The organism is Arthrobacter sp. alpha11c (genome assembly GCF_054149985.1).
The window spans coordinates 1,827,906-1,853,532 of sequence record NZ_CP196747.1 but is presented as its reverse complement, the minus strand read 5'-3'; the positions used below and the strand labels follow the sequence as shown (position 1 = coordinate 1,853,532).

Genomic DNA, 25,627 nt, shown 5'->3' with positions numbered 1-25,627 from the left:
TCCCGGAACATGGCCGTGACAGGGTAACGTTTTTCTTATGTCTGACTCCCGCGCCCACATTCCCGCACTTGGTACCCTGCTGACCGCCATGGTCACCCCGTTCACCGAGGATGGCAAGGTGGACTACGACCAAGCTGCGGCGTTGGCGGAGAAGCTGGTCCAGGACGGTTGCGACGGACTCGTGGTAACCGGTACCACTGGAGAGACCTCAACCCTTACTGACGAAGAAAACCTCGGCATGTTCCGTGCGGTCAAGGAAGCCGTGGGGGGCAAAGCCGCCATCATTGCCGGAACCGGCACCAACGACACCGCGCACTCGGTGCATCTGTCCCAGCGCGCGGCCCAGATTGGCATCGACGGCCTTCTGATCGTCACTCCGTACTACAACAAGCCCAGCCAGGCCGGTGTTCGAGCACATTTTGAGACGATTGCGTCCGCTACGGACCTGCCGGTCATGCTCTACGACATCCCCGGCCGCTCGTCCATTGCCATCGCGCCCGAGACCATGATCGGGCTTGCGAAGCACCCGAACATCGTGGCCGTCAAGGACGCCAAGGCGGACTTCGCAGCAGCCACCCGCGTCATGGCCGAGACTGATTTGGTCTTTTACTCCGGCGACGACGGCCTCACCCTGCAGTGGATGGCGCTGGGCGCAGCAGGCCTCGTGGGCGTGACCACGCACGTGGCCACGCGCCGATTCCGCGAACTCATTGACGCTGTCAATTCCAATGACCTTGCCAAGGCGCGGGCCATCAACTTTGAACTGGAACCCGTGGTGCGTGCAACCATGACGCGGGTCCAAGGCGCCGTAGCCGCCAAGCAGATTCTCAAGTGGCAGGGAGTCCTGCCCAACTCGGTTGTCCGTTTGCCCCTCGTGGAGCCGGACGAGGCCGAGATCCAAACCATCCGCGGGGATTTGGCGGAAGCCGGAATGGACTTCAACGTCTAGGACGGTTCCGCCGGAAAGAAGCACAATATGACCCAAACAGCCCTTCCTGGACTGGTTACTCCGCCGAAACTGCCGCAAGGCACACTGCGGATTGTTCCGCTGGGTGGACTGGGGGAGATAGGCCGCAACATGGCGGTCTTCGAAATCGACGGCAAGTTGCTGATCGTTGACTGCGGCGTACTTTTTCCCGAGGAAACGCAGCCTGGCGTTGATTTGATCCTTCCCGACTTCTCTTACATCGAGGACCGGCTGCAGGATGTTGTTGGTGTGGTGCTCACGCATGGCCACGAAGACCACATCGGCGCTGTTCCCTATCTGCTGCGCCTCAAGGCCGACATCCCGCTGATCGGCTCCCAGTTGACGCTGGCCCTGGTGGAGGCGAAGCTTCAGGAGCATCGGATCAAGCCGTACACGCTGACCGTTACTGAGGGCCAGGTTGAGCAGTTCGGCCCGTTTGAGTGCGAATTCATCGCAGTGAACCACTCGATCCCGGACGCCTTGGCTGTCTTCATTCGCACCGCGGGCGGCACTGTCCTGCATACGGGCGACTTCAAGATGGACCAACTGCCCTTGGACGGCCGCATTACCGACCTCCGGCACTTCGCCCGTTTGGGCGAAGAAGGAGTGGACCTTTTCATGGCCGACTCCACCAACGCTGACGTTCCCGGGTTCACCACCGCCGAGAAGGAAATCGGCCCCACCCTTGATCGATTGTTCGGGCAGGCGAAGAAGCGCATCATCGTGGCTTCCTTCTCTTCCCACGTTCACCGCGTACAGCAGGTTCTCGACGCCGCAGCCAAGCACGGCCGCAACGTTGCGTTCGTCGGCCGTTCCATGGTTCGGAACATGGCCATCGCGGCGAAGCTGGGGTACCTTGACGTGCCCAACGGGATCCTGGTGGACATCAAGAACATTGACAATCTCCCCGATGACCGCGTGGTCCTCATGTCCACCGGCTCGCAGGGCGAGCCCATGGCAGCACTGTCACGCATGGCCAACGGCGACCACCGCGTGGTTGTCGGCCAGGGCGATACCGTGATCCTGGCCTCGAGCCTTATTCCAGGCAACGAGAATGCGGTGTTCCGCATTATCAACGGATTGTTGAAGCTCGGTGCCGATGTCATCCACAAGGGGACAGCCAAGGTTCACGTATCCGGGCACGCCGCTGCCGGCGAATTGCTGTACTGCTACAACATCCTTGAGCCCCTCAATGCGATGCCAGTTCACGGTGAAACGCGTCACTTGATTGCCAATGGAAATATCGCCGAAGAATCGGGCGTGCCGTCCGAAGGCATCATCCTCAGCGATAACGGCACTGTCATTGACCTGAAGGACCACAAGGCCAACATCGTTGGCCAGGTAGAGGTCGGCTTTGTTTATGTGGACGGTTCCAGCGTTGGTGAAATCACCGATGCGGATCTGAAGGACCGCCGCATCCTGGGCGACGAAGGCTTCATCTCCATCATCACGGTCATTAACCGGACCACCGGCAAGATCGTCTCCGGACCGGAAATCCATGCACGCGGCGTGGCGGAGGACGACGCCGTCTTCGACGAAATCATCCCCAAGATCAACGCCGCGTTGGAAGAAGCTGTGCTCAACCACGCAGACCACACCAACCACCAGCTGCAGCAGGTTGTGCGCAGGATCATCGGAACGTGGGTGAACCGGAAGCTTCGTCGCCGTCCCATGATCATTCCGGTGGTCCTGGAGGCGTAGTCCACCGGCAACATGCATCCCAGGGGGCCTGAAATCCGCGGATTTCGGGCCTCCTTGGGGTAGCGTGGCAACCATGGCGACCCGTACTTCCTCCACGCCACGAGGCAGCTCCAGTAGTAAATCCGGCGGCACAGGCCGGGGCGGAGCTGCATCCAAAAGCAGTGCAGCCACGCCCAGAAACGGTCGGGGCAGCAGTGCACGGTCCAAGCAGCCAGCCGCCGTCGAGCCCCATGCACCGCTGCCATTGCGCATGCTCGCAGGCGCCTGGCAGGGTATTGGCCACGTCGTTGGCGCAGGAGTCCGCCGGATCGGGTACGACGTCAGCGATCTGGATCCCGCCGATCGCCGCGATGGCGCAGCCCTGTTCAACCTCGTGTTGGGCATCGGCATTGCAACGTTCGCCTGGTGGGGCCTGACCGGATGGCTGCCTGACGCCGTCTACAGCGTGGTCAATGGCACTTTCGGCTGGATGTCGCTTGTTTTGCCTTTCATGCTTTTCATCTGTGCTTTCCGTCTCTTCCGCAAACCGCAGGATGGCCGCGGCAACAACCGCGTTGGCATCGGCTTCATGATTATGACTTTTGCCGGTTCCGGTTTGGCCCACATCATTGGCGGCCAGCCCACCGTGGCCGATGGCTTCGATGGGCTGCGCAGGGCGGGCGGAATGCTGGGCTTCCTTGCAGCGTCGCCACTTGCAGCCATTCATGCCGCTGTCCCGGTGATCGTCTACAGCCTGTTGGCCTTCGTGTCCGTGCTGATCGTTACGGCTACGCCGTTCGGTGCGATCCCCTCCAGGATCCGCTCCGCCTATGAGCACCTCATGGGCGTGGACCTCATGGACGCCGAGTCCGGCAAGGACGCCCATGATCGCAGCTACCTCTATGAAAACGGGGCTGTAGCTAAGCCCAAGAAGAAGAAGCGGATGCGCTTCTTCGGCAAGGATGAGGATACCGACGCCGGCTTGGAAGGCTACGTCGGTGACGAGGCCTTTGAGCACGCAATAGTCGACGACGACGAAACTCCCCAAGCGTCTGTACCCCGCGTTCCACCGGGCGTACGCCGCCCCACCCAGGCCGAGATAGCGGTGGGTAAGATCAAGGCTGCCCAGGGCCTGGGCGCTGCTCCCGGAATCGACAACCCCACAGAGGCCATTCCCGTCCTCACTCCGGAGATGACTGCGCCCACGGTGGCGCAGGTTCCGGCCAGGCCGGCAACGCCACCTCCGCCGCCCACGCCAATTCCCCAGCGCACGGAGCAACTGTCCCTGGCAGGGGACGTCACGTATACCCTGCCTGCCTCTGACTTCCTCACGCCAGGCTCCATTCCGAAGGAGCGCACCGAAGCGAATGACGCCGTCGTGGCCGCCCTGACGGACACGCTGACCCAATTCAATGTCGATGCCGCTGTAACCGGCTTCAGTCGCGGCCCCACAGTGACACGCTATGAAATCGAGCTGTCTCCCGGCACCAAGGTGGAGCGCGTAACGGCGCTGTCCAAGAACATCTCCTACGCGGTGGCATCCAGCGACGTACGTATCCTGAGCCCGATTCCCGGCAAGTCCGCAATCGGCATCGAGATTCCCAACACGGACCGCGAAACGGTCTCCCTGGGCGATGTGCTGCGGAGCCAGAACGCACGCCGGACCGACCACCCCATGGTCATGGGTGTCGGCAAGGACGTCGAGGGTGGTTACGTCGTTGCCAACCTTGCCAAAATGCCACACCTCTTGGTGGCCGGCGCTACAGGTGCTGGTAAATCCAGCTTTGTGAACTCCATGATCACCTCGATCCTGATGCGCGCTACGCCTGACGAAGTCCGCATGGTCATGGTGGACCCAAAGCGTGTGGAACTGACTGCGTATGAAGGCGTTCCACACCTGATCACGCCCATCATCACCAATCCCAAGAAGGCCGCCGAGGCCCTGCAGTGGGTGGTTCGCGAGATGGACGCCAGGTATGACGACCTCGCCAACTACGGTTACAAGCACATCGACGACTTCAACAAGGCTGTCAGGGCAGGAAAGGTCACGCCGCCGGTTGACTCCAAGCGTGTCATCAAGCCCTACCCGTACTTGTTGGTCATCGTGGACGAGCTCGCGGACCTCATGATGGTGGCGCCACGCGACGTCGAAGATTCGATCGTCCGCATCACCCAGCTGGCGCGTGCCGCGGGCATTCACTTGGTGTTGGCTACGCAGCGACCCTCCGTGGATGTCGTCACGGGCCTCATCAAAGCCAACGTTCCCTCCCGCATGGCGTTCGCCACCTCGTCCGTTACGGATTCCCGTGTGGTGCTGGACCAGCCGGGCGCCGAAAAACTCATTGGCCAGGGTGACGCGCTCTTCCTGCCGATGGGCGCTTCCAAGGCCATGCGTGTGCAGGGTGCCTGGGTGACGGAATCCGAAATCCACAAAGTTGTGGAACACGTCAAGGGCCAGTTGCAGGCCGTGTACCGGGACGACGTCGCTGCTGAGGCCCCCAAGAAACAGATCGACGACGACATCGGAGACGACCTCGAGGTGCTGCTGCAGGCCACCGAATTGGTGGTCACCACCCAGTTCGGTTCCACCTCCATGTTGCAGCGCAAGCTTCGTGTCGGCTTCGCCAAGGCCGGGCGCCTCATGGACCTCCTGGAGTCCCGCGGCGTCGTGGGTCCTTCCGAAGGTTCCAAGGCCAGGGACGTCCTGGTCAAGCCGGATGACCTGGCTGCCGTGCTTGCTGCCATGAAGGGACAGGAATCCCCGGCGGCGCCTGACGCCCACACTGCCGCCCTGAGCGATAACGCGAACTCCAACATCGCCGTCGGCGGTTATGCCGAGGACCTGGTGGCAGCGGATCTGGACAACCGGGCCCAAGCCGTTGAGTATTTCGACGGCGCCGACGCCTCCGATGACGAGGACGACGGCGGCGAGGACGCCTGGTCACTCACCGGACGGTAGCCTAGAGGGGTGACTACAGCCGAGGGTGACAACGCCTCTTCCGCCAGCTCCGATGTCTGGAACCTTCCCAATATCCTCACGATGCTCCGCATCGTCCTGGTTCCGTTTTTCGTCTGGTTCCTGGTGGCGGATGAGAATCACCAAGGTATTTGGCGGTGGGCGGCTGTTGTGGCCTTCGCCGTAGCGATCTACACGGACAAGCTCGACGGCGACATCGCCCGTGCGCGTGGCCTCATCACCAACTTCGGCAAGATCGCGGACCCCATTGCGGACAAACTGCTGATCGGTTCAGCACTGGTGCTCTTGTCCATCCTCGGGGAACTGCCCTGGTGGGTGACGATCCTCATCCTGGTCCGTGAGTGGGGCATCACGGCACTGAGGTTCTTTGTGATCCGATACGGCGTCATGCCGGCCTCACGCGGCGGAAAGCTGAAGACCGTCATCCAAACAGTAGCCATCTTCCTGTACATCCTGCCGCTTGAGGCGATCGCACCGTGGCTGGTTATTGTGGCCTTCTGGGTCATGATGGCCGCCCTTGCCATCACGCTATGGACCGGAGGGGAATACGTCGTCCAGGCGCTCCGGCTTCGTGCTGCGGGCCGCCGCGCATGAGTCACCCCGCAGACGCTGCCAGAGCGGCAGAGCTAGCGGCGACGGCAGTGGCGCTCGCGCTCGGAAAGAGCCTGACCGTGGCGACGGCGGAGTCACTGACCGCGGGGATGGTGGCGGCAAGCCTGGCCAACACGCCCGGTGCGTCCGGAACGTTGCAGGGCGGCGTGGTTGCTTATCAGAACTCCGTGAAGGTCTCCGTCCTCGGTGTTTCAAGGGAACTGATTGCTGCCGTTGGTTCAGTCGATGGCGCAGTAGCTGCGGCGATGGCCGAGGGAGCAAGACGCGCCTGCATGGCCGACGTCGGGATATCCACCACTGGTGTGGCTGGTCCGGAGCCCCACGACGGCAAAGCCGTGGGAACTGTCTTCGTCGGAGTTGCCACGAGTACCGGCACCGGATCGTTTGAACTCAGCTTTTCGGGGGACAGGCAAAGTATCAGGCAACAAGCCTGTGAAGCTGCGCTGGCGCGCCTGATCGATGCACTGGAAGGGGTTGGTTACCGTTCGTAAAGTAGCCGGGAACAAAAACTCATTGCCAATAGTTGTGTCATTGTGTCGCTTCGGAACAGCCGGGGCGCCTAGGATGTAGAAAACCACACCGGTCCGCCAGCCAGCGAACCGGATGAACGAGGGAGCAAGGCGATACAGATGGTAAAGCAGCCCGTATCCGTAAACGGCGTTGTCCGCTGGAAGGATGTGGGCTTGGCTAAGCAGGCACAGAGCGAACAGAAGGAGCGCAAAATGGTTGTACTACGCCACGAAATCGGTGATGTACTGCGCGATGTCCGCCAGCGTCAGGGCCGTACCCTCCGCGAGGTCTCGCACAGCGCCCGTGTCTCACTCGGATATCTGAGTGAGGTTGAACGCGGCCAAAAGGAGGCTTCTTCCGAGCTCCTGTCCTCTATCTGCACCGCCCTGGACGTTCCGTTGTCCAGCATGCTCCGCGAAGTCAGCGACCGCGTGGCCGTTGCGGAGGGCGTAGCTGTTCCGGACACCGTTCCGCAGGAATTCTCCCAGCGCTACGGTCGCGATCTTGACCTTACCGACGACTTCCCGCAGGGCATGCTCTCCGGAGCCCGGTAACGGTCACACCCACACCAGGAATTATCACAAAAGGTCCCCAGCCTACGGCTGGGGACCTTTTGCGTCCGGTGACATTGCTCATGGTGCTGATGATGCTGCTGCGCGGTCTGGAGCCGGGTTGGAAGGCGCGTCAGTCCTCGGTGGGATTGGCAGTCTCCGCGGACTCGGTCTCCTTCAGAGTGGCGTCCTTGATGATGCTTTCGCCGTAGACGGCGTTGAGCCGGCCCATGTAGTCGGCCAAGGTTTGGACGTCTTCCAGCGGCCACTCACCGAGCCGCTCACGGAACACCTGGCGGCGGGCGTCCTGGACTTGATGCATCTTCTCCTCGCCTTTTTCCGTCAGGCGGATGGACTGAGCCCGTCCGTCCTGCGGATCTGCCTCCTTGTAGACCAGGCCAATACTTTCCAGAAATGCAATCTGGCGGCTCACTGAGGGCTTGCCCACTCCGATGCACGAGGCAAGGTCCGTCAGGCGGATGGGGCCTTCGCGGCGAATGATCGTCAGCAGGCCGTACGCGGCAGGCTCCATGTCGGGATGGACCTGGCGGGACAACTGATGCGAGATGGAACGGGCACGGCGCCAGAGCAGGCTCAGCTGGTGTTCCACCTGCTGAAGGGCGTCGTCTATGGTGTCACCTGGCACGGCCTCGGGGGGCGTGCTCTGGAGAGGATTGCTCATGGCAACCATTCTAGAGTCCGGCGTCGTGAGAGACTCTATCGGTGAGGGCAAGTGACTTTTGGCGTTTAATGGACGATGAATTTGGGGCAGGCTATTCCCGCGTCCTGGCCAATTCCCTGGTGCTGGCCGGGGTGGGAGGCCGGACCGCCGTAGAGGCGCTGGCTGCCGGCTACCAGCCACGGGAAGTCTGGCTGGCGATGTGCGAAGTCCAGGATGTCCCCATGGAGCGCAGGCTCGGCAGGGACATCAAGCCTGCTGCCAACTGAAGTCCGGCCTTGTTTGCCGAGGGGCTTCCAGCTCTGTGGGTGACACGCCCGCACGCATTGTTCGAATATCTGTTCGGATGGGGATATGCTCCTGTGAGAGGAAAATTGTTCCTGAAGGACGCATTCCACAGGCAATCCGAGGGTTGGTTATCCACATAGCCCACGTCGGCTTCAAAAAATGTCAGGGAGCCGTAATAGCGTCTGACATGACAGGAAAGCGGCCATCCAGGCCACTCCACAGCGAGAAAGCATCAGAGGTGTGAACCATGGCGGCAACCCCGGATCGTGAGAAGGCGCTCGAAGCAGCGCTTGCCCAGATCGACAAGCAGTTCGGCAAAGGCTCCATCATGCGCTTGGGTGATGACACCCGCGCCCCGATCGAAGTCATTCCTACTGGATCCATTGCACTGGATGTCGCTCTTGGCATTGGCGGCCTGCCCCGTGGCCGCGTCGTGGAGATCTATGGCCCGGAATCCTCTGGTAAGACCACAGTGGCCCTGCACGCTGTAGCCAATGCGCAACGTAACGGTGGCATCGCGGCCTTCATCGACGCTGAGCACGCCCTTGACCCCGACTACGCCGCCAAGCTTGGGGTGGACACGGACGCCCTGCTCGTCTCGCAGCCGGACACTGGTGAGCAGGCCCTGGAAATCATGGACATGCTGGTGGGCTCCGGCTCCCTGGACGTCATCGTCATTGACTCCGTGGCTGCCTTGGTCCCGCGTGCTGAAATCGAGGGCGAAATGGGCGACTCCCACGTCGGCCTTCAGGCGAGGCTCATGAGCCAGGCCCTGCGAAAGATTACCGGCCGCCTGAGCCAGACCAAGACCACCGCCATCTTCATCAACCAGTTGCGTGAGAAGATCGGCGTCTTCTTTGGATCGCCGGAAACCACCACCGGTGGTAAGGCTCTGAAGTTCTACGCCTCGGTGCGCATCGATGTCCGTCGCATTCAGACGCTGAAGGAAGGTGCTGACTCCGTCGGTAACCGGACCAAGGCCAAGATCGTCAAGAACAAGATGGCCCCGCCCTTCAAGATTGCTGAATTCGACATCATCTACGGCCAGGGCATCTCCCGCGAGGGAGGCATCATTGACATGGGCGTCGAGCACGGCATCATCAAGAAGTCCGGCTCGTGGTTCACGTACGACGGCGATCAGCTGGGCCAAGGTATGGAGAATTCACGGCGCTTCCTGCGGGACAACCCGGAGTTGGCTCAGGAACTTGAGCGCCTCATCAAGGAAAAGCTTGGCGTGGGTGTCAAGCCGGAGGCCGATTCCCCGAAGCTGAAGGCCGTTGACGGCTAGAACCGGGCCGGACCCGGAGTCCTCCGTATCCGGCGATCCTGAGCCTGATCCCGAATCCGTGGCCCGCGCCATCGTCCTGCGGCAATTGACGATGGCGCCACGGAGTCGGCTGCAGCTGTCCCGCAAGCTGGCCGAGCGGAATGTCCCTCTGGACGTTGCTGAGGCTGTGTTGGACCGCTTCGAGGAAGTCCAGCTCATTGATGACGCTGAGTTTGCCAGAATGTGGGTACGCAGCCGCTCCCAAAGCAGAAAACTGGCCAAGGGTGCCATTCGCCGGGAGCTGACGGAGAAAGGTATCGAGCTCGATGATGCCGAGGAAGCACTCTCACAGCTCAGCGATGAAGATGAGGAAATCGCCGCCCGTGAGCTTGTTGAGCGCAAACTGAGGCCAGGCGTGGATCTTTCCGATCGTGCAGAACGTGACAAGTACACCCGCAGGCTGGCATCCATGCTGGCACGGAAGGGCTATGCCCCTTCAATGGCCTTCCGGATCGTCGGTGAGGTACTTGCCCAAGCCGGTACCCTTGAGTAGTGAGTTTGACCATTCCTTCCCCCTCAGCAGAAACCACGCCTTCGGCCGTAGCATTGGCAACCAATGCTGATGCCCAAGTGACGGATGCCTCTGCCCCGTTTGAACCGGCCCCGTTTGAACCGAGGACGTATCAGGTCCGGACTTTCGGCTGCCAGATGAACGTCCACGATTCCGAACGTATGGCCGGCCTCCTTGAGGACGCCGGCTATGTGCCCGCGGAGGGTGAGGTTGCGGACATCGTGGTGTTCAATACGTGCGCCGTTCGGGAAAATGCCGACAACAAGCTCTATGGGAACCTTGGCCAGCTTCGGCAGGTCAAGGCAGCCAACCCTGGCATGCAGATCGCCGTCGGTGGCTGCCTCGCCCAGAAGGACCGGGAAACCATCGTCAAGAAGGCTCCTTGGGTTGACGCTGTGTTTGGCACCCACAACGTAGGAGCACTTCCGGCATTGCTGAAGCGGGCGCGGCACAACAACGAGGCCCAACTCGAAATCCTGGAATCGCTGGACGTCTTCCCCTCCACCCTTCCCACCAAGCGCGACTCCGTCTATTCAGGCTGGGTTTCGATTTCAGTAGGTTGCAACAACACCTGCACGTTCTGCATCGTGCCATCGCTCCGTGGCAAGGAGAAGGACCGTCGTCCCGGAGAAATCCTGGCTGAAATTCAGGCCTTGGTGGACGACGGCGCCGTGGAAGTCACGTTGCTGGGCCAGAACGTGAATTCCTACGGCGTTGAGTTCGGTGACCGCTTGGCCTTCTCAAAACTTCTCCGTGCTTGTGGGGACATCGAAGGCCTTGAGCGCGTACGCTTCACCAGCCCGCATCCTGCCGCATTTACGGACGACGTCATCGATGCGATGGCCGAGACACCCAACGTGATGCCCCAGTTGCACATGCCCCTTCAATCGGGCTCGGACAAGGTCCTGAAGGATATGCGGCGCTCGTACCGCTCCAGCAAGTTCCTTGGCATCCTGGACAAGGTGCGTGAGCGAATCCCGAACGCGGCCATTACTACGGACATCATTGTTGGCTTCCCGGGAGAAACCGAGGAAGATTTCCAAGCGACGCTTGACGTCGTGGAGAAATCCCGGTTCGCCTCAGCCTTTACCTTCCAGTACTCGAAACGGCCTGGTACGCCTGCTGCCGAGCTCCCGGAGCAACTTCCCAAAGCAGTGGTCCAGGAGCGTTTTGAGCGGCTGACCGCCCTGCAGGACCGGATCGCCGCCGAGGAGAACGCCAAGCAACTGGGGCGCCGCGTGGAGGTTCTGGTAACAGCGCAGTCCGGCCGCAAAGCAGAGGAAACGCACCGGTTGTCCGGCCGGTCCAAGGATCAGCGACTGGTTCATTTCTCAGTACCTGATGGTGCGGAAACCCCTCGCCCCGGCGACTTTGTCACCGTGACTGTCACCGAAGCCGCGGCATTCCACCTGGTTGCCGATCCTGCCGGCCTTGAGGATTACATGCTGCGACGCTCACGGGCGGGTGACGCCTGGGATCGTTCGCAGGCAGATTCCTGTGGTGTTCCCAGTGCGGGGGCGGCCCCGGGCAAGAAGGGTGTGTCTTTGGGCATGCCGTCGCTGCCTGTCCGCGGCGCCTGACGCCGATTATTCGAGATCGAATGGCTCCTTCCCATGCCGCGCCGGCGGTAATCGCAGTCGTAGGCCCAACCGGTTCCGGTAAATCGGACCTGGGCGTCGAGCTGGCCCTTGCACTCAATGGTGAGGTCATCAACGCTGACGCCCTGCAGTTCTATCGGGGCATGGACATCGGTACGGCTAAGATCACTGTGGACGAGCGCAAGGGTGTGCCACACCATCTGCTGGACACAAAAGACGTCACGGAGGAAGCCAGCGTGGCGGACTTCCAGGCGGAATGCCGCGCCATCATTGATGACGTCCACGCCCGGGGCAAGCGCGCCATCATGGTGGGAGGCTCCGGCCTTTATGTGCGGGCCGCCCTGGATGTACTGGAGTTCCCTGGCACGGATCCTGACTTGCGAAAACGGCTTGAGGATGAATGGGAAACGTTCGGTCTGGCGCCGTTACGGGCCCGGCTTGAAAAGGTGGATCCCATCTCTGCAGGCCGTCTGGGGGATGCCCGGCGGGTGATCAGGGCCCTGGAGGTGTATGGAATGACGGGACGGCCGTTCAGCTCGTTCATGCCGCAACGCGAGTACTTCCAGCCGGCCATACAGATTGGCCTGTCTGTGGACCGGGAGGTGCTGCGGGAACGGCTGGCGATCCGCGTACACCGGATGGTGGATGCGGGGTTGCTGCAGGAAGTGGAACGGCTTGATGCGGCTGGCCTGCGGCGCGGCAAAACAGCCTCGCGTGCCCTGGGATATGCCCAGTTCCTCAGGGTGCTCGACGCCGAAGCCAGCATCCCGGAGGCGGCCGAGGAAACCATTGTGGCCACGAGGCAGTTCGCCCGGCGACAATTGACGTGGTTTCGGGCCGATCCCCGCATCGCCTGGCTCGATTGGCAGGATCCGGAGCTCGTGTCCAAAGCAGTGGCGCTGGCCTAGCCGGCCTGGCACTCCACATAGCAATTTCTGGCCGAACCTGCCCGGCGGGTAGCCTAGTCCCATGGATCAAACCGCCGCAGTTCCCGCCCAGCAGTCCGCCGCTGCCGGTGCCCCCGTGCCCACTGCCAGCCTTTCCGGTTTGGCGTTTTCCAAGGGCCATGGAACGGGCAATGATTTCGTCCTGATTGCTGATCCCGGTGACGTCCACGAGATCTCTCCCGAGCAAGTAGCACAGCTGTGCGACAGGCATCGGGGGATAGGTGGCGACGGCCTTATCCGGGCTGTTCCATCCCGGTATTTGCCTGAAGGCCGCGCCCTGCTCGAGCAGGACGACTCTGCGGAATGGTTCATGGACTACCGTAACGGCGATGGCTCACTGTCCGAGATGTGCGGCAACGGCGTCCGCGTGTTCGTGCATTTCCTGATCGCCCAAGGCCTGGTTGAGCTCGGGCCGGGCCAGTCCTTGACCATCGGAACACGTGGCGGCATTAAGAAGATTGTGCGCACGGCGGACGGCTATGCCGTGGATATGGGCCCTTGGGAATTCATTTTCCCTGCAGAAGCACAAGGCAAAGCAATGGATGCCTTGGTCAGCGCAGACGGTCTGGAGGTGGCCCGGCCCGGACTCTCAGTCAGCATGGGCAATCCACACACGGTAGTAGCGCTTGCCGAGCTAAGCGAGCTCTCCGCCACGAAGTTGTTCACCGCGCCGGTAGTAGATCCCAAGCCTGCCAATGGCACCAATGTCGAGTTCGTGGTACCCGCAGAGCCGCTGGTTCACGATGGTGTGGGAACCATCACGATGCGCGTCCACGAGCGTGGGGTAGGCGAAACCCAATCGTGCGGCACCGGTGCTTGTGCCGCCGCCGTCGCGATCCGTCATTGGGCCGGCAGCAGCGCCCCCAACTCTTGGCACGTCAACGTTCCCGGTGGCGTGGTGGATGTCAAGTTCTTCCCGGGGGCGGATGGCCGCGAACACGTTGAGCTCAGCGGCCCCGCAGTCATTGTGGCTAGTGGGACGCTTTCCTGACCCGAAGGATCCTGAAGGACTTCGAAGTGCTCTCGCGGGAGACTGTGAAGGACTTGTCCAGTTCGTTGGCCAGCCAGCGTTGGAGGGAGTCCGAGCCCAGGTTCTTCTGAACCACCATCCACGCGTTGCCGCCAGGTGCCAGCCGGGGCAGCCACGTCAGGAGCAGCGAGTGTAGTTCGTCCTTGCCGATGCGGATCGGCGGGTTGGACCAGATCGTGTCGAATTCGACGCCGGGGTCTACCTCTTGCGGGAGGCTGGCCTTCACGTTGTTCAAGCCCAGGGCAACTGCGTTCTCATTGGTCAGGGCGATGCAGCGCTCGTTGACGTCCACGGCGTAGACCTGTGCCAGGGGCGCCATGAGCCCCATGGTGAGGGCAACGGGACCCCAACCGCACCCGATATCCAGCAGGTTGCCCCGGGGCGATGGCGGTGGAACCTCGGCCAAAAGTACCTTGGTGCCCTTGTCCACACCGTCGGGGCTGAAGATGCCCGACGACGTCTGCACATGGCGGGTAGCTCCAGCGAGTTCCACAGTGAGGGGCTTGCGGGTGAAGGGACCGGCCGGTTGGGCGCTGAAATAGTGTGCAGACTCCATAATTTGCCAGATTAGTTGGCTATCGGCGGCTTGGGAAACTGCCCTCGGGCTGGGACGGTTTGACAGTGCTGCTAATGTTGAAGGCATGTTCTTGATCTTTGAGTAATCAGCCCGAGCCGACCCAACACGTCGGCAAGGCACCTGCCCGCGATGCAGGCCCGCTTGGCGTACTAGCCCAGCGCATGGCCATTCCGCCCGCAGGTTCCGTCCGGCAGACTCCGCACCTCCCATTGTTGGTGGATCGCGGTTGCTCAGTAGAACATGTCCCACCCCAGCTGTCGTGAAAGCAGTGGCCTAGCCATCTGCTGTTAGCTCCTGGCTTATGGTTTGGCGATGAATTCTCCGGCAGGACAGGACCTCCCGCGGACCAACCCGCTCGATACAAAGCACCACAGGAGGCCCTATATGGCCGAAGCTCGTCAGCCCACCGCGAATACCGTCCCATTGGACACCAAACAGCACTATTCTGGATATGCCGAACAGTCTAAGGAGACCATGACCACCCAGAAGCACTCCGGATCCGATTCCGACGCCCAGGACATGAGTCCTGAACAAATCCAGGCCGTCATCGACCGGATTCTTTCCAAGGATGTACCCGCACAGGCATCCGATGACAATGATGCCAGAGGCGTTTTCGGCAGGGCTCAAGCGATCTCCACGCTTGACCACGAACACAGCATTTACGACGGCGACCAGGAAGACCTGGCCGAGCGCCGTGCCCTCCGCCGTACCGCGGGCCTTTCCACCGAACTCGAAGACGTCACCGAGGTTGAATACCGGCAGCTGCGTCTGGAACGCGTTGTCCTGGCTGGCCTGTGGACAGAAGGCACTTTGGCTGACGCCGAGAATTCGCTCCGCGAACTCGCAGCACTGGCAGAAACTGCCGGATCCGAGGTCCTTGACGGCCTGGTTCAGCGCCGCACGAAGCCGGATCCCGGAACGTTCCTTGGGTCGGGCAAGGCCCAGGAACTCAAGGACATCGTGGCCGCAACGGGAGCCGATACCGTGGTGGTCGACACCGAGCTTTCCCCCTCGCAGCGGCGAGGACTTGAGGACATCGTCAAGGTCAAGGTGGTGGACAGGACCACGCTGATCCTGGATATCTTCGCCCAGCATGCAAAGAGCCGTGAAGGTAAGGCACAGGTTGAGCTCGCACAGCTCGAGTACCTGCTCCCCAGGCTTCGTGGTTGGGGTGACTCCATGTCCCGCCAGGCCGGTGGCCAGGTGGGTGGAGCCGGTGCCGGTATGGGTTCCCGTGGTCCCGGTGAAACAAAGATCGAACTCGATCGCCGCAGGATCCGCACACGCATGGCCAAGCTCCGCCGGGAGATTGCCGCCATGAAGCCGGCGCGCGAGACCAAGCGGGCCAACCGCCGTCGTAATGCCGTACCTTCGGTTGCCATCGCCGGCTACACCAACGCCGGGAAGTCCTCGCTCCTGAACCGGCTGACCGACGCCGGCGTGCTGGTGGAAAACGCCCTGTTCGCCACCCTGGACCCGACGGTCAGGAAGGCACAGACACCGGATGGCATCGGCTACACGCTGGCTGACACCGTTGGATTCGTCCGCTCGCTGCCTACGCAGCTGGTGGAGGCCTTCCGCTCCACGCTGGAGGAGGTAGCGGACGCAGACCTGATCCTGCATGTTGTAGATGCCTCCCACCCGGACCCGGAAGGGCAAATCGCGGCAGTGCGTGCTGTCTTCACCGAGGTCGACGCCCGCAAGGTTCCGGAAATCATCGTCCTGAACAAGGTGGACGTAGCGGATCCTTTCGTGGTGGAACGCCTGAAGCAGAAGGAGCCGCGGCACGCCGTGGTTTCCACCCGCACGGGCCAGGGCATTCCTGAACTCCTGGAAGAGATCAGCCGGTCCATTCCCCGGCCGGGAGTCCGCCTCGAGGTCCTCATCCCGTATGACCGCGGCGACATGGTCAACAAGCTGCACAACTCCGATTCGGAAATCCTGAGCCTCGAGCACGAGGAAAACGGAACCCGCGTGGTGGCCATGGTTCGTGAAGGATTGGCCGCCGAGCTGGAGTCATTCGTCAGCAATGGTTGAGAAGGTGGCGGCGGACGTCGTCGAGTCAGTGGGGGAGAAGTTCACCCTCGAGCTGTTGGACAAAGCTGTTGCCGGGATGGGCGGTCAAAGCCGTTCAGGCCAGCACGAGATGGCAAGGCAAGTCACCAGGGCCATCGAGTCCGGTAAACATTTGCTGGTCCAGGCGGGAACGGGAACGGGTAAGTCCTTGGCTTACCTGATTCCGCTGATCGCCCATTCCATGGACAGCGACAAACCCACGCTTGTGTCCACCGCTACCTTGGCCCTGCAAACGCAGATTGTGGGCAGGGACCTGCCCCGGCTGTTGGAGACCATAAGCCCGGCCCTTGAGCGTCCCGTGAACGTGGCGCTCGTCAAGGGCCGGGCAAATTATGTTTGCCTGCAAAAGCTGGAGGGCGGCTTCCCCAGCGAAGAGCCGTCCGAGGGCCAACTTTTTTCCCTGGGTGAGGACACCAGCGTGCCGCATTTCGCAGCGGCGGTTGGCGGCCCGTCGTCGCAATTGGGTAAGGAAGTCATCCGGCTCCGTGAATGGGCCGAAAAGACGGCCACAGGCGACCGCGATGAACTGATGCCGGGCGTTACCGACCGCGCCTGGAGGCAGGTCTCCGTGACGTCCATGGAGTGCCTGGGAGCGCAAAAATGCCCACTTGCCGAGGAGTGCTTCAGCGAACAGGCACGGGCCAGAGCGGCTGAGGCCGACGTCGTGGTGACCAACCATGCCATGCTGGCCGTCAGTGCCTTCGAAGGGCTTGCTGTCCTGCCCGAGTACGACGTCGTGGTGGTTGACGAAGCGCATGAGCTGCAGGACCGCGTCACGGGGGCCGTTACAGGGCAGCTGTCCGTGGCAATGGTGCATGCTGCCGCTTCGAGCGCGCGCAAACACACTGCGATTACCGTAGACGCCCTGAACGCGGCAGCCGATCGACTGGACATGGCCATTGCCGGAGTCCCCAACGGTCTGCTGCCCAATGGGCTCAACGACGAACAACTGGACTGCCTGGACCAACTGCGCGATGCCACACGCGCCGCACTGTCTGACTCGAAGACTGACTCTTCAAACGCGGTCGACGGCGGCAGGCAGCTTGCGCGCTCACGGCTCATGCTCATTCTGGAACTGTGCGAGCGGATGCTCGCAGCCAAGGAGAACCGTGAAGTGGTGTGGTTCTCCAGGAACAGCACCTTCGATCCCCAGCAGGGGTACTCGCACCCGGACGAGACCGCCCCCGCACTGATCAACATCGCCCCGCTTAGCGTTGCTGGCCGGCTGCGGGAAGGCCTTTTCGCGGGGCACACAGTGGTGCTTACTTCTGCCACGCTGGCTATTGGATCCGCCTTTGAGCCCGCAGCAGGTGGCCTGGGCCTCATTGGAGATGGTGCGCCCAGCTGGACCGGGTTGGACGTCGGATCGCCTTTTGATTATCCGAAGCAGGGTGTCCTTTACGTGGCCAAGCACCTGCCCAAGCCCGGCAGGGGCACTTCTCCCGAGGCACTGGATGAGCTTGAAGACCTCATCCGTGCATCCGGTGGGGGAGCCCTGTGCCTGTTCTCCTCACGTCGAGCGGCCGAGGAAGCCGCAGACGCGATGCGGCCACGGCTGGATGTGGATATCCTCTGCCAGGGGGAATCCACTATGGCCGCACTGGTGAAGCAGTTTGCCGATGAACCGGACACCTGCCTCTTCGGCACCATGTCCCTGTGGCAGGGCGTCGATGTCCCTGGCGGTTCATGCCGCCTTGTGGTGATTGACCGCATTCCGTTCCCGAGGCCCGATGACCCGCTGATGACCGCACGCTCGCGAGCCGTTGCACAGTCCGGGGGCAACGGGTTCATGGCGGTGTCAGCTACCCACGCGGCAATTCGTCTTGCACAGGGAGCAGGACGCCTTATTCGATCCACCAGCGACAAAGGCGTGGTCGCTGTCCTGGACTCACGGCTTTCCACCGAACGGTACGGCGGGTTCCTGCGTGCCGCTTTGCCGCCATTTTGGGCAACGACGGACCGCAACGTGGTGCGCGGCGTCCTGGAACGCTTGGGCGCAAAGAAAACGTAGGCGAACGCCCTAGAGGGAGCGCAGGACCGAGACGACCTTGCCCATAATGGTGGCTTGGTCTCCCAGTATCGGTTCGTACTGCGTGTTCTGGGGGAGCAGCCAGGTGTGGCCGTCCCGCTGGCGGAAGGTTTTTACTGTGGCTTCGTCATCCAGGAGTGCTGCCACGATGTCACCGTTGATGGCGTCATTCTGGCGGCGGACAACCACCCAGTCACCGTCACAAATTGCGGCATCGATCATTGAGTCCCCAGCGACCTTCAGCATGAACAGTTCGCCGTGGCCCACCAGTTGCCGTGGCAGGGGCAAGACGTCCTCAATAGTCTGGTCTGCCAGGATGGGCCCACCGGCTGCGATGCGTCCCACCAAGGGCACCATCGCGGTGTCGCTGGCGCTGGCCAATTCCGTCACGGCGAGTCCACCTGCGCTGCGCAGTGTAGTAGCTGCTTCAACTCCGGGAATTGTGCCGCCGTCAAGGGTCAAAGGCATGAGTACTTCCATGGCGCGGGGGCGCTTGGGATCTCTGCGCAAGTAGCCGAGCTTCTCCAACTGGGAGAGTTGGTGCGTGACGCTGGAGAGGCTCGCGAGACCAACGGTGTCGCCAATTTCGCGCATGCTGGGCGGATACCCGTTGTCATTGACAGAGCGCTGGATGGTTTCCAGGATTTTCTTCTGCCGGACAGTCAGGCTTTTGGGACTCTTTTGAGGCTGCTGGCTCCGCAGGGGTGCCCCGCCGCCGGTGGCTTTCGCTGCCATGTTCGCCAATGCCCTTCCGTTCCGCCCGGTCACGGTCTGAAGTGCGCCCGGGGATGTTGGATCTGAAAAAATGTCAGACCCTCCTGTTCCACTGAAACAGTGCCTGTTTCTTCACTCAAACCTAGGCCAGGCACAGGCGTTTATCAAACATTCGTTCTAGCGAGTCTCGACACCGTTCGTTGATAAGTGCTAAAAATGTCATAGCAAGGTTCGAATATGTGTTCTATAAAAGTTGAACGCAGCTCGGATGTTCGAAGAAAGTGTTCGAACATTCGGGCCGGGTCCAAACGAACACAAGGAATTGGCAGCCGGCAACGGGCATCCGATGCAGGCAATCGCTCAGAAGGGCTCAGCTCATGTCCGCAATCTCAACGTTCCATGAATTCCGCAACACTCCGGCTCCTGCGCGTCTCCGGCTTACCCAACGCGGCAGGATCGTCTTCTTCGGAATCCCCACCATGCTGCTCCTTGCCGCGCTGCTGAGCCTTGCCGGCTTCATTAACTCCCCGGCCAAGGCCTCTGACTCCCAAGGCCAGCTGCAGCCGCCGGTGGCCGTCACGGTGACTGTCCAGCCCGGGCAGTCCCTGTGGGGCATCGCCGGTGCGGCCGCGCCGGAGCGGGACCCCCGTGATGTCATTGCAGAAATTATCCAGTTGAACGATCTCCGTGGGGGACGCATCCAGCCGGGCCAGCAGCTGTTCGTTCCCGCCAATTGAGCGGCCGGCGGGCTATGGGTCGCCTTCCTTGGCGTCACAGTTACTCCGCAGTCGCACCGGCACCTTAAACTGTCTTGGTGAGTGACCAGCTTGAGCGACTTGACCGACTTCCCCTCCGGACCAACCTGCGTGGACTGAGCCCTTATGGCGCACCGCAGCTTGATGTCCCCATTTTGCTCAACGTCAACGAGAACACCCATGGTGTGCCGGCCGATGTGCAAGCGGCCATTACCGAGGCTGTTGCGGCCGCGGCCACCGGTCTGAACCGGTACCCTGACCGCGAATTTACGGAACTCCGCGAATCCCTTGCCGACTACCTCGGCCACGGGCTTTCCGCGGAGAATATCTGGGCGGCCAACGGCTCCAACGAGGTCCTGCAGCAGATTCTGCAGGCCTTTGGAGGTCCGGGGCGCAAGGCACTGGGCTTCCCTCCCACGTATTCCATGTACCCGCTTCTTGCCAGTGGCACAGACACTGAGTATCTCCGCGGAGTGCGGGCTGATGATTATGGCCTTGATGCGGCCTCTGCTGCTGCCCAGGTGAAGGAGACTGGCGCAAATATCGTGTTCCTGTGCTCTCCGAACAACCCCACCGGAACGGGACTGGGCTTGGACGTGGTCGAAGCCGTGTACGAAGCCGGCCAGGCCAGCCAAGCCATCGTCATCGTGGACGAGGCCTACCACGAGTTCGCGCACGACAACACGCCCAGCGCGCTGACGCTGCTTCCCGGGCGGGAGCGTTTGATCGTCTCGCGCACCATGAGCAAGGCCTTTGCCCTGGCAGGTGCGCGCCTGGGCTACATGGCTGCCGCACCTGAGGTTACCGATGCCATCAGGCTCGTTCGGCTGCCCTACCACCTCTCTGCCGTCACGCAAGCCACGGCCCTGGCCGCCCTCAACCACCGCGAAGCGCTCATGGCTGACGTCGAGGACATCAAGGTCCAACGGGACCGGATTGTGACCGAGCTCCTCCGAATGGGACTCAAGCCGGCCGCCTCGGACTCAAACTACGTCTTCTTCGGTGGGCTTTCGAACCCGCACGCGATCTGGCAGGGCTTGCTGGATGCGGGCGTCCTGATCCGCGACGTCGGCATTCCAGGGCACCTGCGGGTGACTGCGGGAACAGAAAAGGAAACAACGGCCTTCCTTGAGGCCTTGGAAGCCCTTCTGGACAACCCTGCGTCCCAGCCCAACTAAACTTGTCAATAGACCCACCCCATTCTTCGTGTATAAGGACGTCCCAATGAGCGAAACCGGCGCCAAGCCGTCCGCGGACCGCACTGCGCGCATGGAGCGCACCACCAGCGAATCCTCCGTCCTGGTGGAGATCAACCTGGATGGCACCGGTGTCTCGGACATCAGCACCACGGTTCCCTTCTATGACCACATGTTGACGGCGTTGTGCAAGCACTCCCTGATTGACATGACCGTCAAAGCCACGGGTGATACCCACATCGATGCCCACCACACCGTGGAGGACGTGGCCATTACCTTTGGTGAGGTCTTGCGTACTGCCTTGGGTAACAAAGCCGGAATCCGCCGCTTCGGCGAAGCAACGGTTCCTTTGGACGAAGCCTTGGCGCACGCTGTCGTGGACGTATCGGGGCGCCCGTATCTGGTGCACGGAGGAGAACCTGCAGGGCAGGAGTACCACCTGATCGGTGGCCACTTCACGGGTTCGCTGACCCGTCACGTCTTTGAGGCCATCACGTTGCACGCCGGCATCTGCCTGCACATGAACGTTCTTGCAGGCCGCGATCCCCACCACATCGTCGAGGCCCAGTTCAAAGCCTTTGCGCGGGCTCTTCGCTCGGCAGTGGAGTCGGATCCCCGCGTCGAGGGCATTCCATCCACCAAGGGGGCGCTATGAGTGGGCAAATCCTGAAGGACGGTGCGGTTACTGACGCTTCGGCTACCGTCAAGCCGGAGTCGCCTGAAGGTAAGCCCACGGTTACGGTGCTGGACTACGGTTCGGGCAACGTCCGTTCGGCCGTTCGCGCCCTTGAGCGTGCAGGCGCCGAGGTGGTTCTCAGCTCCAAGCCTGAAGACGTGCTGAATGCCGACGGGCTGCTGGTCCCCGGCGTGGGTGCCTTTGAAACGGTGATGAGGGAACTCAAGGCCGTCGATGCCATCCGCATGATTGGCCGCCGCGTCGCAGGTGGACGGCCCGTCCTGGCAATCTGCGTTGGGCTGCAGGTGCTCTTCGAAGCGGGAGTCGAGCACGGCACCGAGTCCGAGGGCATGGCCGAATGGCCCGGCAAGGTTGAACTCCTTCCGGCCCCCGTGGTTCCCCACATGGGTTGGAACACGGTGGACGTGCCTGAAGGATCCAAGCTTTTCGCAGGCGTCGAGCAGGAACGCTTCTACTTCGTGCACTCATACGGCGTGCAAGAGTGGAACTTCGACGTCGTTCAGCCCCGGATGGCTCCACCTTTGGTGACGTGGTCCGAGCACGGTGCCCGCTTTATCGCTGCTGTTGAAAACGGCCCCCTGTGCGCAACCCAGTTCCACCCCGAGAAATCCGGAGACGCCGGGGCGCGCCTCCTGCGCAACTGGGTGGATGGGCTTCGCAAACCTGGATCCACGGTGGCACAGGCTCCGGCAGCGGATGATCGTGGTGCAGCCTAAGTGTGGTCCGTAGTGCTTATGGGCCTTGCCGGCGTGCTGGTGGGTGGAGGTATCTCTTTCCACCAGCAGAAGAAGCCACTGTGGGTTTCCGTTTCCTTCTATGTGCTGGCGGGGATGTCCCTGCTTGCCGCCTATCTCCTGACGCTGCCGGGCAACTGAACGCCTCGCGTCCCTATCAACTCCTAGGACACACATGACCACCTCTGCCCAGTCCGTTCTGGAACTCCTCCCCGCCGTCGACATCGTTGATGGCCAGGCAGTCCGCCTGCTGCAAGGCGAGGCAGGCTCGGAAACCAGTTACGGCACGCCTCTGGAAGCTGCCTTGAACTGGCAGAACGCCGGTGCTGAATGGGTGCACATGGTGGACCTCGACGCCGCTTTTGGCCGTGGCAACAACGCGGAACTCATCAGCGAGGTCGTGTCCCAGCTCAACGTCAAAGTTGAGTTGTCCGGCGGTCTGCGGGATGACGAGTCGCTGGAACGCGCCTTGGAGTTGGGCGTGGAGCGGGTGAACCTCGGTACAGCAGCATTGGAGAACCCCGAGTGGACACGACGCGCCATCGACCGCTTCGGTGACAAGATCGCCGTCGGCCTCGATGTCCGTGGTACCACGCTGGCCGGTCGCGGCTGGACCAAAGAAGGCGGCGACCTCTGGGAAGTTCTTGCCCGCCTGGAGGACGCCGGCTGCGCACGCTACGTGGTCACCGACGTCACCAAAGACGGAACGCTGCAGGGCCCTAACGTTGACTTGCTGCGCCAGATGGTGCAGAAAACAGGCAAGCCCGTCGTGGCTTCAGGCGGTATCTCCAGCCTTGAGGATCTTCGCGTGCTCCGTGAACTCGTGCCCTTGGGCGTCGAGGGCGCGATTGTTGGCAAAGCCCTCTATGCAGGTGCTTTCACTCTGCCCGAAGCCCTGGATGTAGCCGGTCGTCGCTGATGGCTGCTTCACGACGCGAACTTCCAGGCCACATTGCCGCTGCCTTGGCTGGCGCCGGCGGTGCCACAGACTCGGCGGGGCAACCTTGGGAAGGCCGCAGCCTTAGTGGTGACGATGCCAGGATCCACAATTTCGAAGACGACGACGGTACGGCTGACTCCGGTTACCTCGCCGCCGTTGTTGCATTGCTGAACGGGACGGGCACTGAGGCAGAGGTCGTAGCTTCACTCGCTACCGCCCGGGTCTTCGTTCCCGTGGTAGCCCAGCTCGCCGAGGAAGCTGAAGGTGTTGATGGGCTGCACGCGGACAAGCAGGCCGATATGGCATTAGTCACACTCAAGGCACCTGATGGTCGGAAGGCAATGCCGGTCTTCACCACTGCCGCCGCTCTCGAAGCGTGGCATGCCCAGGCCCGGCCCGTAGCTGTTTATGCGGCAAGGGCGGCCCTTTCGGCCGTTTCAGAAGAGGCGCAATTGTTGGTGCTGGACCCCGGTTCAGCGTTCACCTTCGTGGTTCGGCGGCCAGCTATGTGGGCGTTGGCGCAGCAGCGGGACTGGACGCCGTCATACCTTGATGATCAACTGGAGTTTGCTCTCGCTTCACAGGCTGAGGCGTTTCCGGCGGTGCGCCGGCTCGAAACACAGGCCGGTGGTGGCGTCGCTTCCTTGACTGCGGACGGCCGCACGGTCCCGGGCGGAGGCGCTGGCCCGGAACTGCGAATAGTGCTCTTCCTTGAGGACGGACTCGACGCCGCTGCCGTCCAATCGCTGGTGGCTGACCTGAACGAGGCGTGGGCGCAGGTGGAGTCGTTTGCCGAAGGCGTCGATTCCATTGAAGTAAAACTGCAACGTGCGGCGCAGGAGCCTGGGCGGCACTAACGGCAGTACCCGTCCACCGGGGACTGCCCCGGGGGAACAAGAGGAATTAGCCCGTGAACTTCGCTCTGTACAAAGAGATGCTGTCCATCCGCCCTGTCCGGCGGCTCCTGCTGGTGGGCATGATCGCCCGCATTCCGCATTCGGCGGCTGGCGTGCTCCTGACGTTGCACATTGTCCTGTCGCTGGGGGAGGGGTATGCCGCGGCCGGCGCGGCTGCTGCCGTCATGACCATAGGCATTGCCTTGGGGGCGCCCTGGCGTGGTCGGCGCGTTGACATGGTGGGCCTGCGGAAAGCCCTGATCCCATCCGTCATCTCGGAAACAGTGATTTGGTCAATTGTTCCGCACGTCCCGTACGCCTGGCTGCTTCCCTTGGTCTTTGTGGGGGGCTTGTTCACGTTGCCGATCTTCAGCGTGGTCCGTCAATCGCTGGGTGTCATGGTGGACGGCGACCAGCGACGCTCGGCGTTTGCGCTCGATTCCATCGCTACTGAGCTCGTGTTCATGATTGGTCCCGCCGTTGGTGCGATCGTCGCCACGAGCGGCTTCTCGGCCGTGGGACTTACCGCGGTGGGAATTTCTGTCTCCGTGGCTGGCCTGTTTTTGATCTGGTTCAACCCTCCGACCCGCAGCGATGCCAATTGCACTCCGGAGGAATCCGCGGCACGGGCCGCCGCGGACCTTGCCGCTGCCGAGGCGGCCATGGTGGCCTCCGCACCGGGCCATGTGCAGGAGGCGGCGTCTGAAATGGCGCCGGCAGCCACGTCCCGCACAGGAGGACTTCGGAACCGCGTGGCCCGCAATTTCACGTGGTTTACGGTTTCCGTTGCGGCCCTTTTCGCCGTAGCTGCGGGATCGGGGATGGTACTTAGCGGCTCGGACGTCAGTATTGTTGGCCTGTTGGAGCGCGGCGGCCACCAGAACGAGATTGGCATCGTCTTCTTCTTCTGGTGTGCGGCATCGGTTGTGGGTGGGCTCATCTACGGCGCCATGAACCGTTCGGTCTCTCCCATGCTGCTGCTGTTGGGCATGGCCGCGCTCACCATCCCGATGGGTTTCGCACACGATACCTGGACGCTTGCGGTGCTCTCGATTCTCCCTGGCCTTCTTTGCGCTCCGGTGTTGTCGGCGTCATCGGAGAAGGTGGCGGACCTCGTAGATGAGGAACGACGCGGCGAGGCCATGGGATGGTATGGATCCGCGCTGACGGCCGGGATTGCCTTCGGCGCGCCGCTAGCCGGGATTTTTATTGACACTGTTGGGCCATCCGGAGGTTTTGCCTCCGTCGGTTCCGCGGGAGTCGTACTGTGCATCGCGGGATTCGCCCTCATGTCCAGGCGGCGCCGCGCCCGGGTATAGCTCCAGCGTCGGTAAAT

25 protein-coding genes are annotated in these 25,627 nt (G+C 62.0%); 22 read left to right on the top strand and 3 right to left on the bottom strand.

Annotation, left to right across the window (positions count from 1 at the left end):
- Window positions 1–37: 37 nt before the first annotated feature.
- From dapA to ACTAQJ_RS08490, 6 genes are all read left to right on the top strand, one after another.
- Window positions 38–949 carry a 4-hydroxy-tetrahydrodipicolinate synthase gene (gene dapA / locus ACTAQJ_RS08515; protein WP_498701691.1) on the top strand — a complete coding sequence of 304 codons (912 nt, stop codon included), beginning with the start codon at window positions 38–40 and terminating at the stop codon, window positions 947–949.
- Window positions 950–976: 27 nt separating this feature from the next.
- On the top strand, window positions 977–2,668 hold the full coding sequence (locus ACTAQJ_RS08510; protein ID WP_431119494.1) for a ribonuclease J: 1,692 nt from the start codon (window positions 977–979) through the stop codon (window positions 2,666–2,668).
- 73 nt (window positions 2,669–2,741) lie between these two features.
- Window positions 2,742–5,606: an FtsK/SpoIIIE family DNA translocase gene (locus ACTAQJ_RS08505; RefSeq protein WP_431119495.1), complete on the top strand. Its 2,865-nt coding sequence runs from the start codon at window positions 2,742–2,744 to the stop codon at window positions 5,604–5,606.
- 9 nt (window positions 5,607–5,615) lie between these two features.
- Window positions 5,616–6,218 (top strand): CDP-diacylglycerol--glycerol-3-phosphate 3-phosphatidyltransferase, encoded by a 603-nt coding sequence (pgsA, locus tag ACTAQJ_RS08500; RefSeq protein WP_498701690.1) that lies wholly within the window; start codon window positions 5,616–5,618, stop codon window positions 6,216–6,218.
- A complete protein-coding gene (locus ACTAQJ_RS08495) occupies window positions 6,215–6,727 on the top strand; it encodes a CinA family protein (RefSeq protein ID WP_431119498.1) in 513 nt (170 codons plus the stop codon). Before pgsA ends, ACTAQJ_RS08495 begins: the two co-directional genes overlap by 4 nt.
- 138 nt (window positions 6,728–6,865) lie before the next feature.
- Window positions 6,866–7,300 carry a helix-turn-helix domain-containing protein gene (locus ACTAQJ_RS08490; protein WP_216925260.1) on the top strand — a complete coding sequence of 145 codons (435 nt, stop codon included), beginning with the start codon at window positions 6,866–6,868 and terminating at the stop codon, window positions 7,298–7,300.
- Window positions 7,301–7,430: 130 nt separating this feature from the next.
- Here the strand turns inward: ACTAQJ_RS08490 and ACTAQJ_RS08485 are convergent, their stop codons facing one another.
- Entirely contained in the window at window positions 7,431–7,988 is a 558-nt protein-coding gene (locus ACTAQJ_RS08485; RefSeq protein WP_431119500.1) for a MarR family winged helix-turn-helix transcriptional regulator, read from the bottom strand.
- 32 nt (window positions 7,989–8,020) lie between these two features.
- On the opposite strand from ACTAQJ_RS08485, the gene ACTAQJ_RS08480 reads away from it, so the two are divergent.
- The 6 genes from ACTAQJ_RS08480 to dapF all read left to right on the top strand — a co-directional run bounded on the left by ACTAQJ_RS08480 (window position 8,021) and on the right by dapF (window position 13,638).
- Entirely contained in the window at window positions 8,021–8,245 is a 225-nt protein-coding gene (locus ACTAQJ_RS08480; protein WP_431119501.1) for a DUF3046 domain-containing protein, read from the top strand.
- A gap of 266 nt (window positions 8,246–8,511) precedes the next feature.
- A complete protein-coding gene (gene recA, locus ACTAQJ_RS08475; protein ID WP_223936581.1) occupies window positions 8,512–9,552 on the top strand; it encodes a recombinase RecA in 1,041 nt (346 codons plus the stop codon).
- Window positions 9,542–10,084: a regulatory protein RecX gene (locus ACTAQJ_RS08470; protein ID WP_431119503.1), complete on the top strand. Its 543-nt coding sequence runs from the start codon at window positions 9,542–9,544 to the stop codon at window positions 10,082–10,084. The genes recA and ACTAQJ_RS08470 overlap by 11 nt, the downstream gene beginning before the upstream one ends.
- Window positions 10,084–11,682, top strand: a complete 1,599-nt coding sequence (miaB, locus tag ACTAQJ_RS08465) for a tRNA (N6-isopentenyl adenosine(37)-C2)-methylthiotransferase MiaB (RefSeq protein WP_498701689.1) — start codon at window positions 10,084–10,086, stop codon at window positions 11,680–11,682. Before ACTAQJ_RS08470 ends, miaB begins: the two co-directional genes overlap by 1 nt.
- Window positions 11,683–11,702: 20 nt before the next feature.
- Window positions 11,703–12,608, top strand: coding sequence for a tRNA (adenosine(37)-N6)-dimethylallyltransferase MiaA (miaA, locus tag ACTAQJ_RS08460; RefSeq protein WP_498701688.1), 906 nt, complete (start codon window positions 11,703–11,705; stop codon window positions 12,606–12,608).
- 61 nt (window positions 12,609–12,669) lie between these two features.
- Complete coding sequence (gene dapF, locus ACTAQJ_RS08455) at window positions 12,670–13,638, top strand: diaminopimelate epimerase (RefSeq protein WP_498701687.1); 969 nt, start codon at window positions 12,670–12,672, stop codon at window positions 13,636–13,638.
- Here the strand turns inward: dapF and ACTAQJ_RS08450 are convergent.
- Window positions 13,619–14,233, bottom strand: coding sequence for a class I SAM-dependent methyltransferase (locus ACTAQJ_RS08450; protein ID WP_431119510.1), 615 nt, complete (start codon window positions 14,231–14,233; stop codon window positions 13,619–13,621). The genes dapF and ACTAQJ_RS08450 overlap by 20 nt on opposite strands.
- Before the next feature lie 495 nt (window positions 14,234–14,728).
- Between ACTAQJ_RS08450 and hflX the strand changes: the two genes are divergently transcribed.
- Window positions 14,729–16,291, top strand: a complete 1,563-nt coding sequence (gene hflX, locus ACTAQJ_RS08445) for a GTPase HflX (protein ID WP_431119512.1) — start codon at window positions 14,729–14,731, stop codon at window positions 16,289–16,291.
- Window positions 16,284–18,341: an ATP-dependent DNA helicase gene (locus ACTAQJ_RS08440; protein WP_498701685.1), complete on the top strand. Its 2,058-nt coding sequence runs from the start codon at window positions 16,284–16,286 to the stop codon at window positions 18,339–18,341. The genes hflX and ACTAQJ_RS08440 overlap by 8 nt, the downstream gene beginning before the upstream one ends.
- A gap of 9 nt (window positions 18,342–18,350) precedes the next feature.
- Here the strand turns inward: ACTAQJ_RS08440 and lexA are convergent, their stop codons facing one another.
- Window positions 18,351–19,094, bottom strand: coding sequence for a transcriptional repressor LexA (lexA, locus tag ACTAQJ_RS08435; protein WP_224093932.1), 744 nt, complete (start codon window positions 19,092–19,094; stop codon window positions 18,351–18,353).
- A 356-nt stretch (window positions 19,095–19,450) separates the two neighbouring features.
- On the opposite strand from lexA, the gene ACTAQJ_RS08430 reads away from it, so the two are divergent.
- The 8 genes from ACTAQJ_RS08430 (at window position 19,451) to ACTAQJ_RS08395 (ending at window position 25,610) form a co-directional block, all read left to right on the top strand.
- Window positions 19,451–19,810, top strand: a complete 360-nt coding sequence (locus ACTAQJ_RS08430) for a LysM peptidoglycan-binding domain-containing protein (protein WP_431119515.1) — start codon at window positions 19,451–19,453, stop codon at window positions 19,808–19,810.
- 77 nt (window positions 19,811–19,887) lie between these two features.
- Window positions 19,888–21,006, top strand: coding sequence for a histidinol-phosphate transaminase (locus tag ACTAQJ_RS08425; protein ID WP_498701684.1), 1,119 nt, complete (start codon window positions 19,888–19,890; stop codon window positions 21,004–21,006).
- 46 nt (window positions 21,007–21,052) lie between these two features.
- A complete protein-coding gene (gene hisB / locus ACTAQJ_RS08420) occupies window positions 21,053–21,679 on the top strand; it encodes an imidazoleglycerol-phosphate dehydratase HisB (RefSeq protein WP_216925246.1) in 627 nt (208 codons plus the stop codon).
- A complete protein-coding gene (gene hisH / locus ACTAQJ_RS08415; protein ID WP_431119519.1) occupies window positions 21,676–22,437 on the top strand; it encodes an imidazole glycerol phosphate synthase subunit HisH in 762 nt (253 codons plus the stop codon). The genes hisB and hisH overlap by 4 nt, the downstream gene beginning before the upstream one ends.
- A complete protein-coding gene (locus ACTAQJ_RS08410; RefSeq protein WP_216925244.1) occupies window positions 22,438–22,596 on the top strand; it encodes a CG2302 family histidine operon protein in 159 nt (52 codons plus the stop codon). It abuts the gene before it with no gap.
- A gap of 34 nt (window positions 22,597–22,630) precedes the next feature.
- On the top strand, window positions 22,631–23,374 hold the full coding sequence (gene priA / locus ACTAQJ_RS08405; RefSeq protein ID WP_431119520.1) for a bifunctional 1-(5-phosphoribosyl)-5-((5-phosphoribosylamino)methylideneamino)imidazole-4-carboxamide isomerase/phosphoribosylanthranilate isomerase PriA: 744 nt from the start codon (window positions 22,631–22,633) through the stop codon (window positions 23,372–23,374).
- Complete coding sequence (locus ACTAQJ_RS08400; protein WP_431119522.1) at window positions 23,374–24,252, top strand: SseB family protein; 879 nt, start codon at window positions 23,374–23,376, stop codon at window positions 24,250–24,252. The genes priA and ACTAQJ_RS08400 overlap by 1 nt, the downstream gene beginning before the upstream one ends.
- Before the next feature lie 53 nt (window positions 24,253–24,305).
- Entirely contained in the window at window positions 24,306–25,610 is a 1,305-nt protein-coding gene (locus tag ACTAQJ_RS08395; RefSeq protein WP_477513579.1) for an MFS transporter, read from the top strand.
- The last annotated feature ends 17 nt before the right edge of the window (window positions 25,611–25,627 follow it).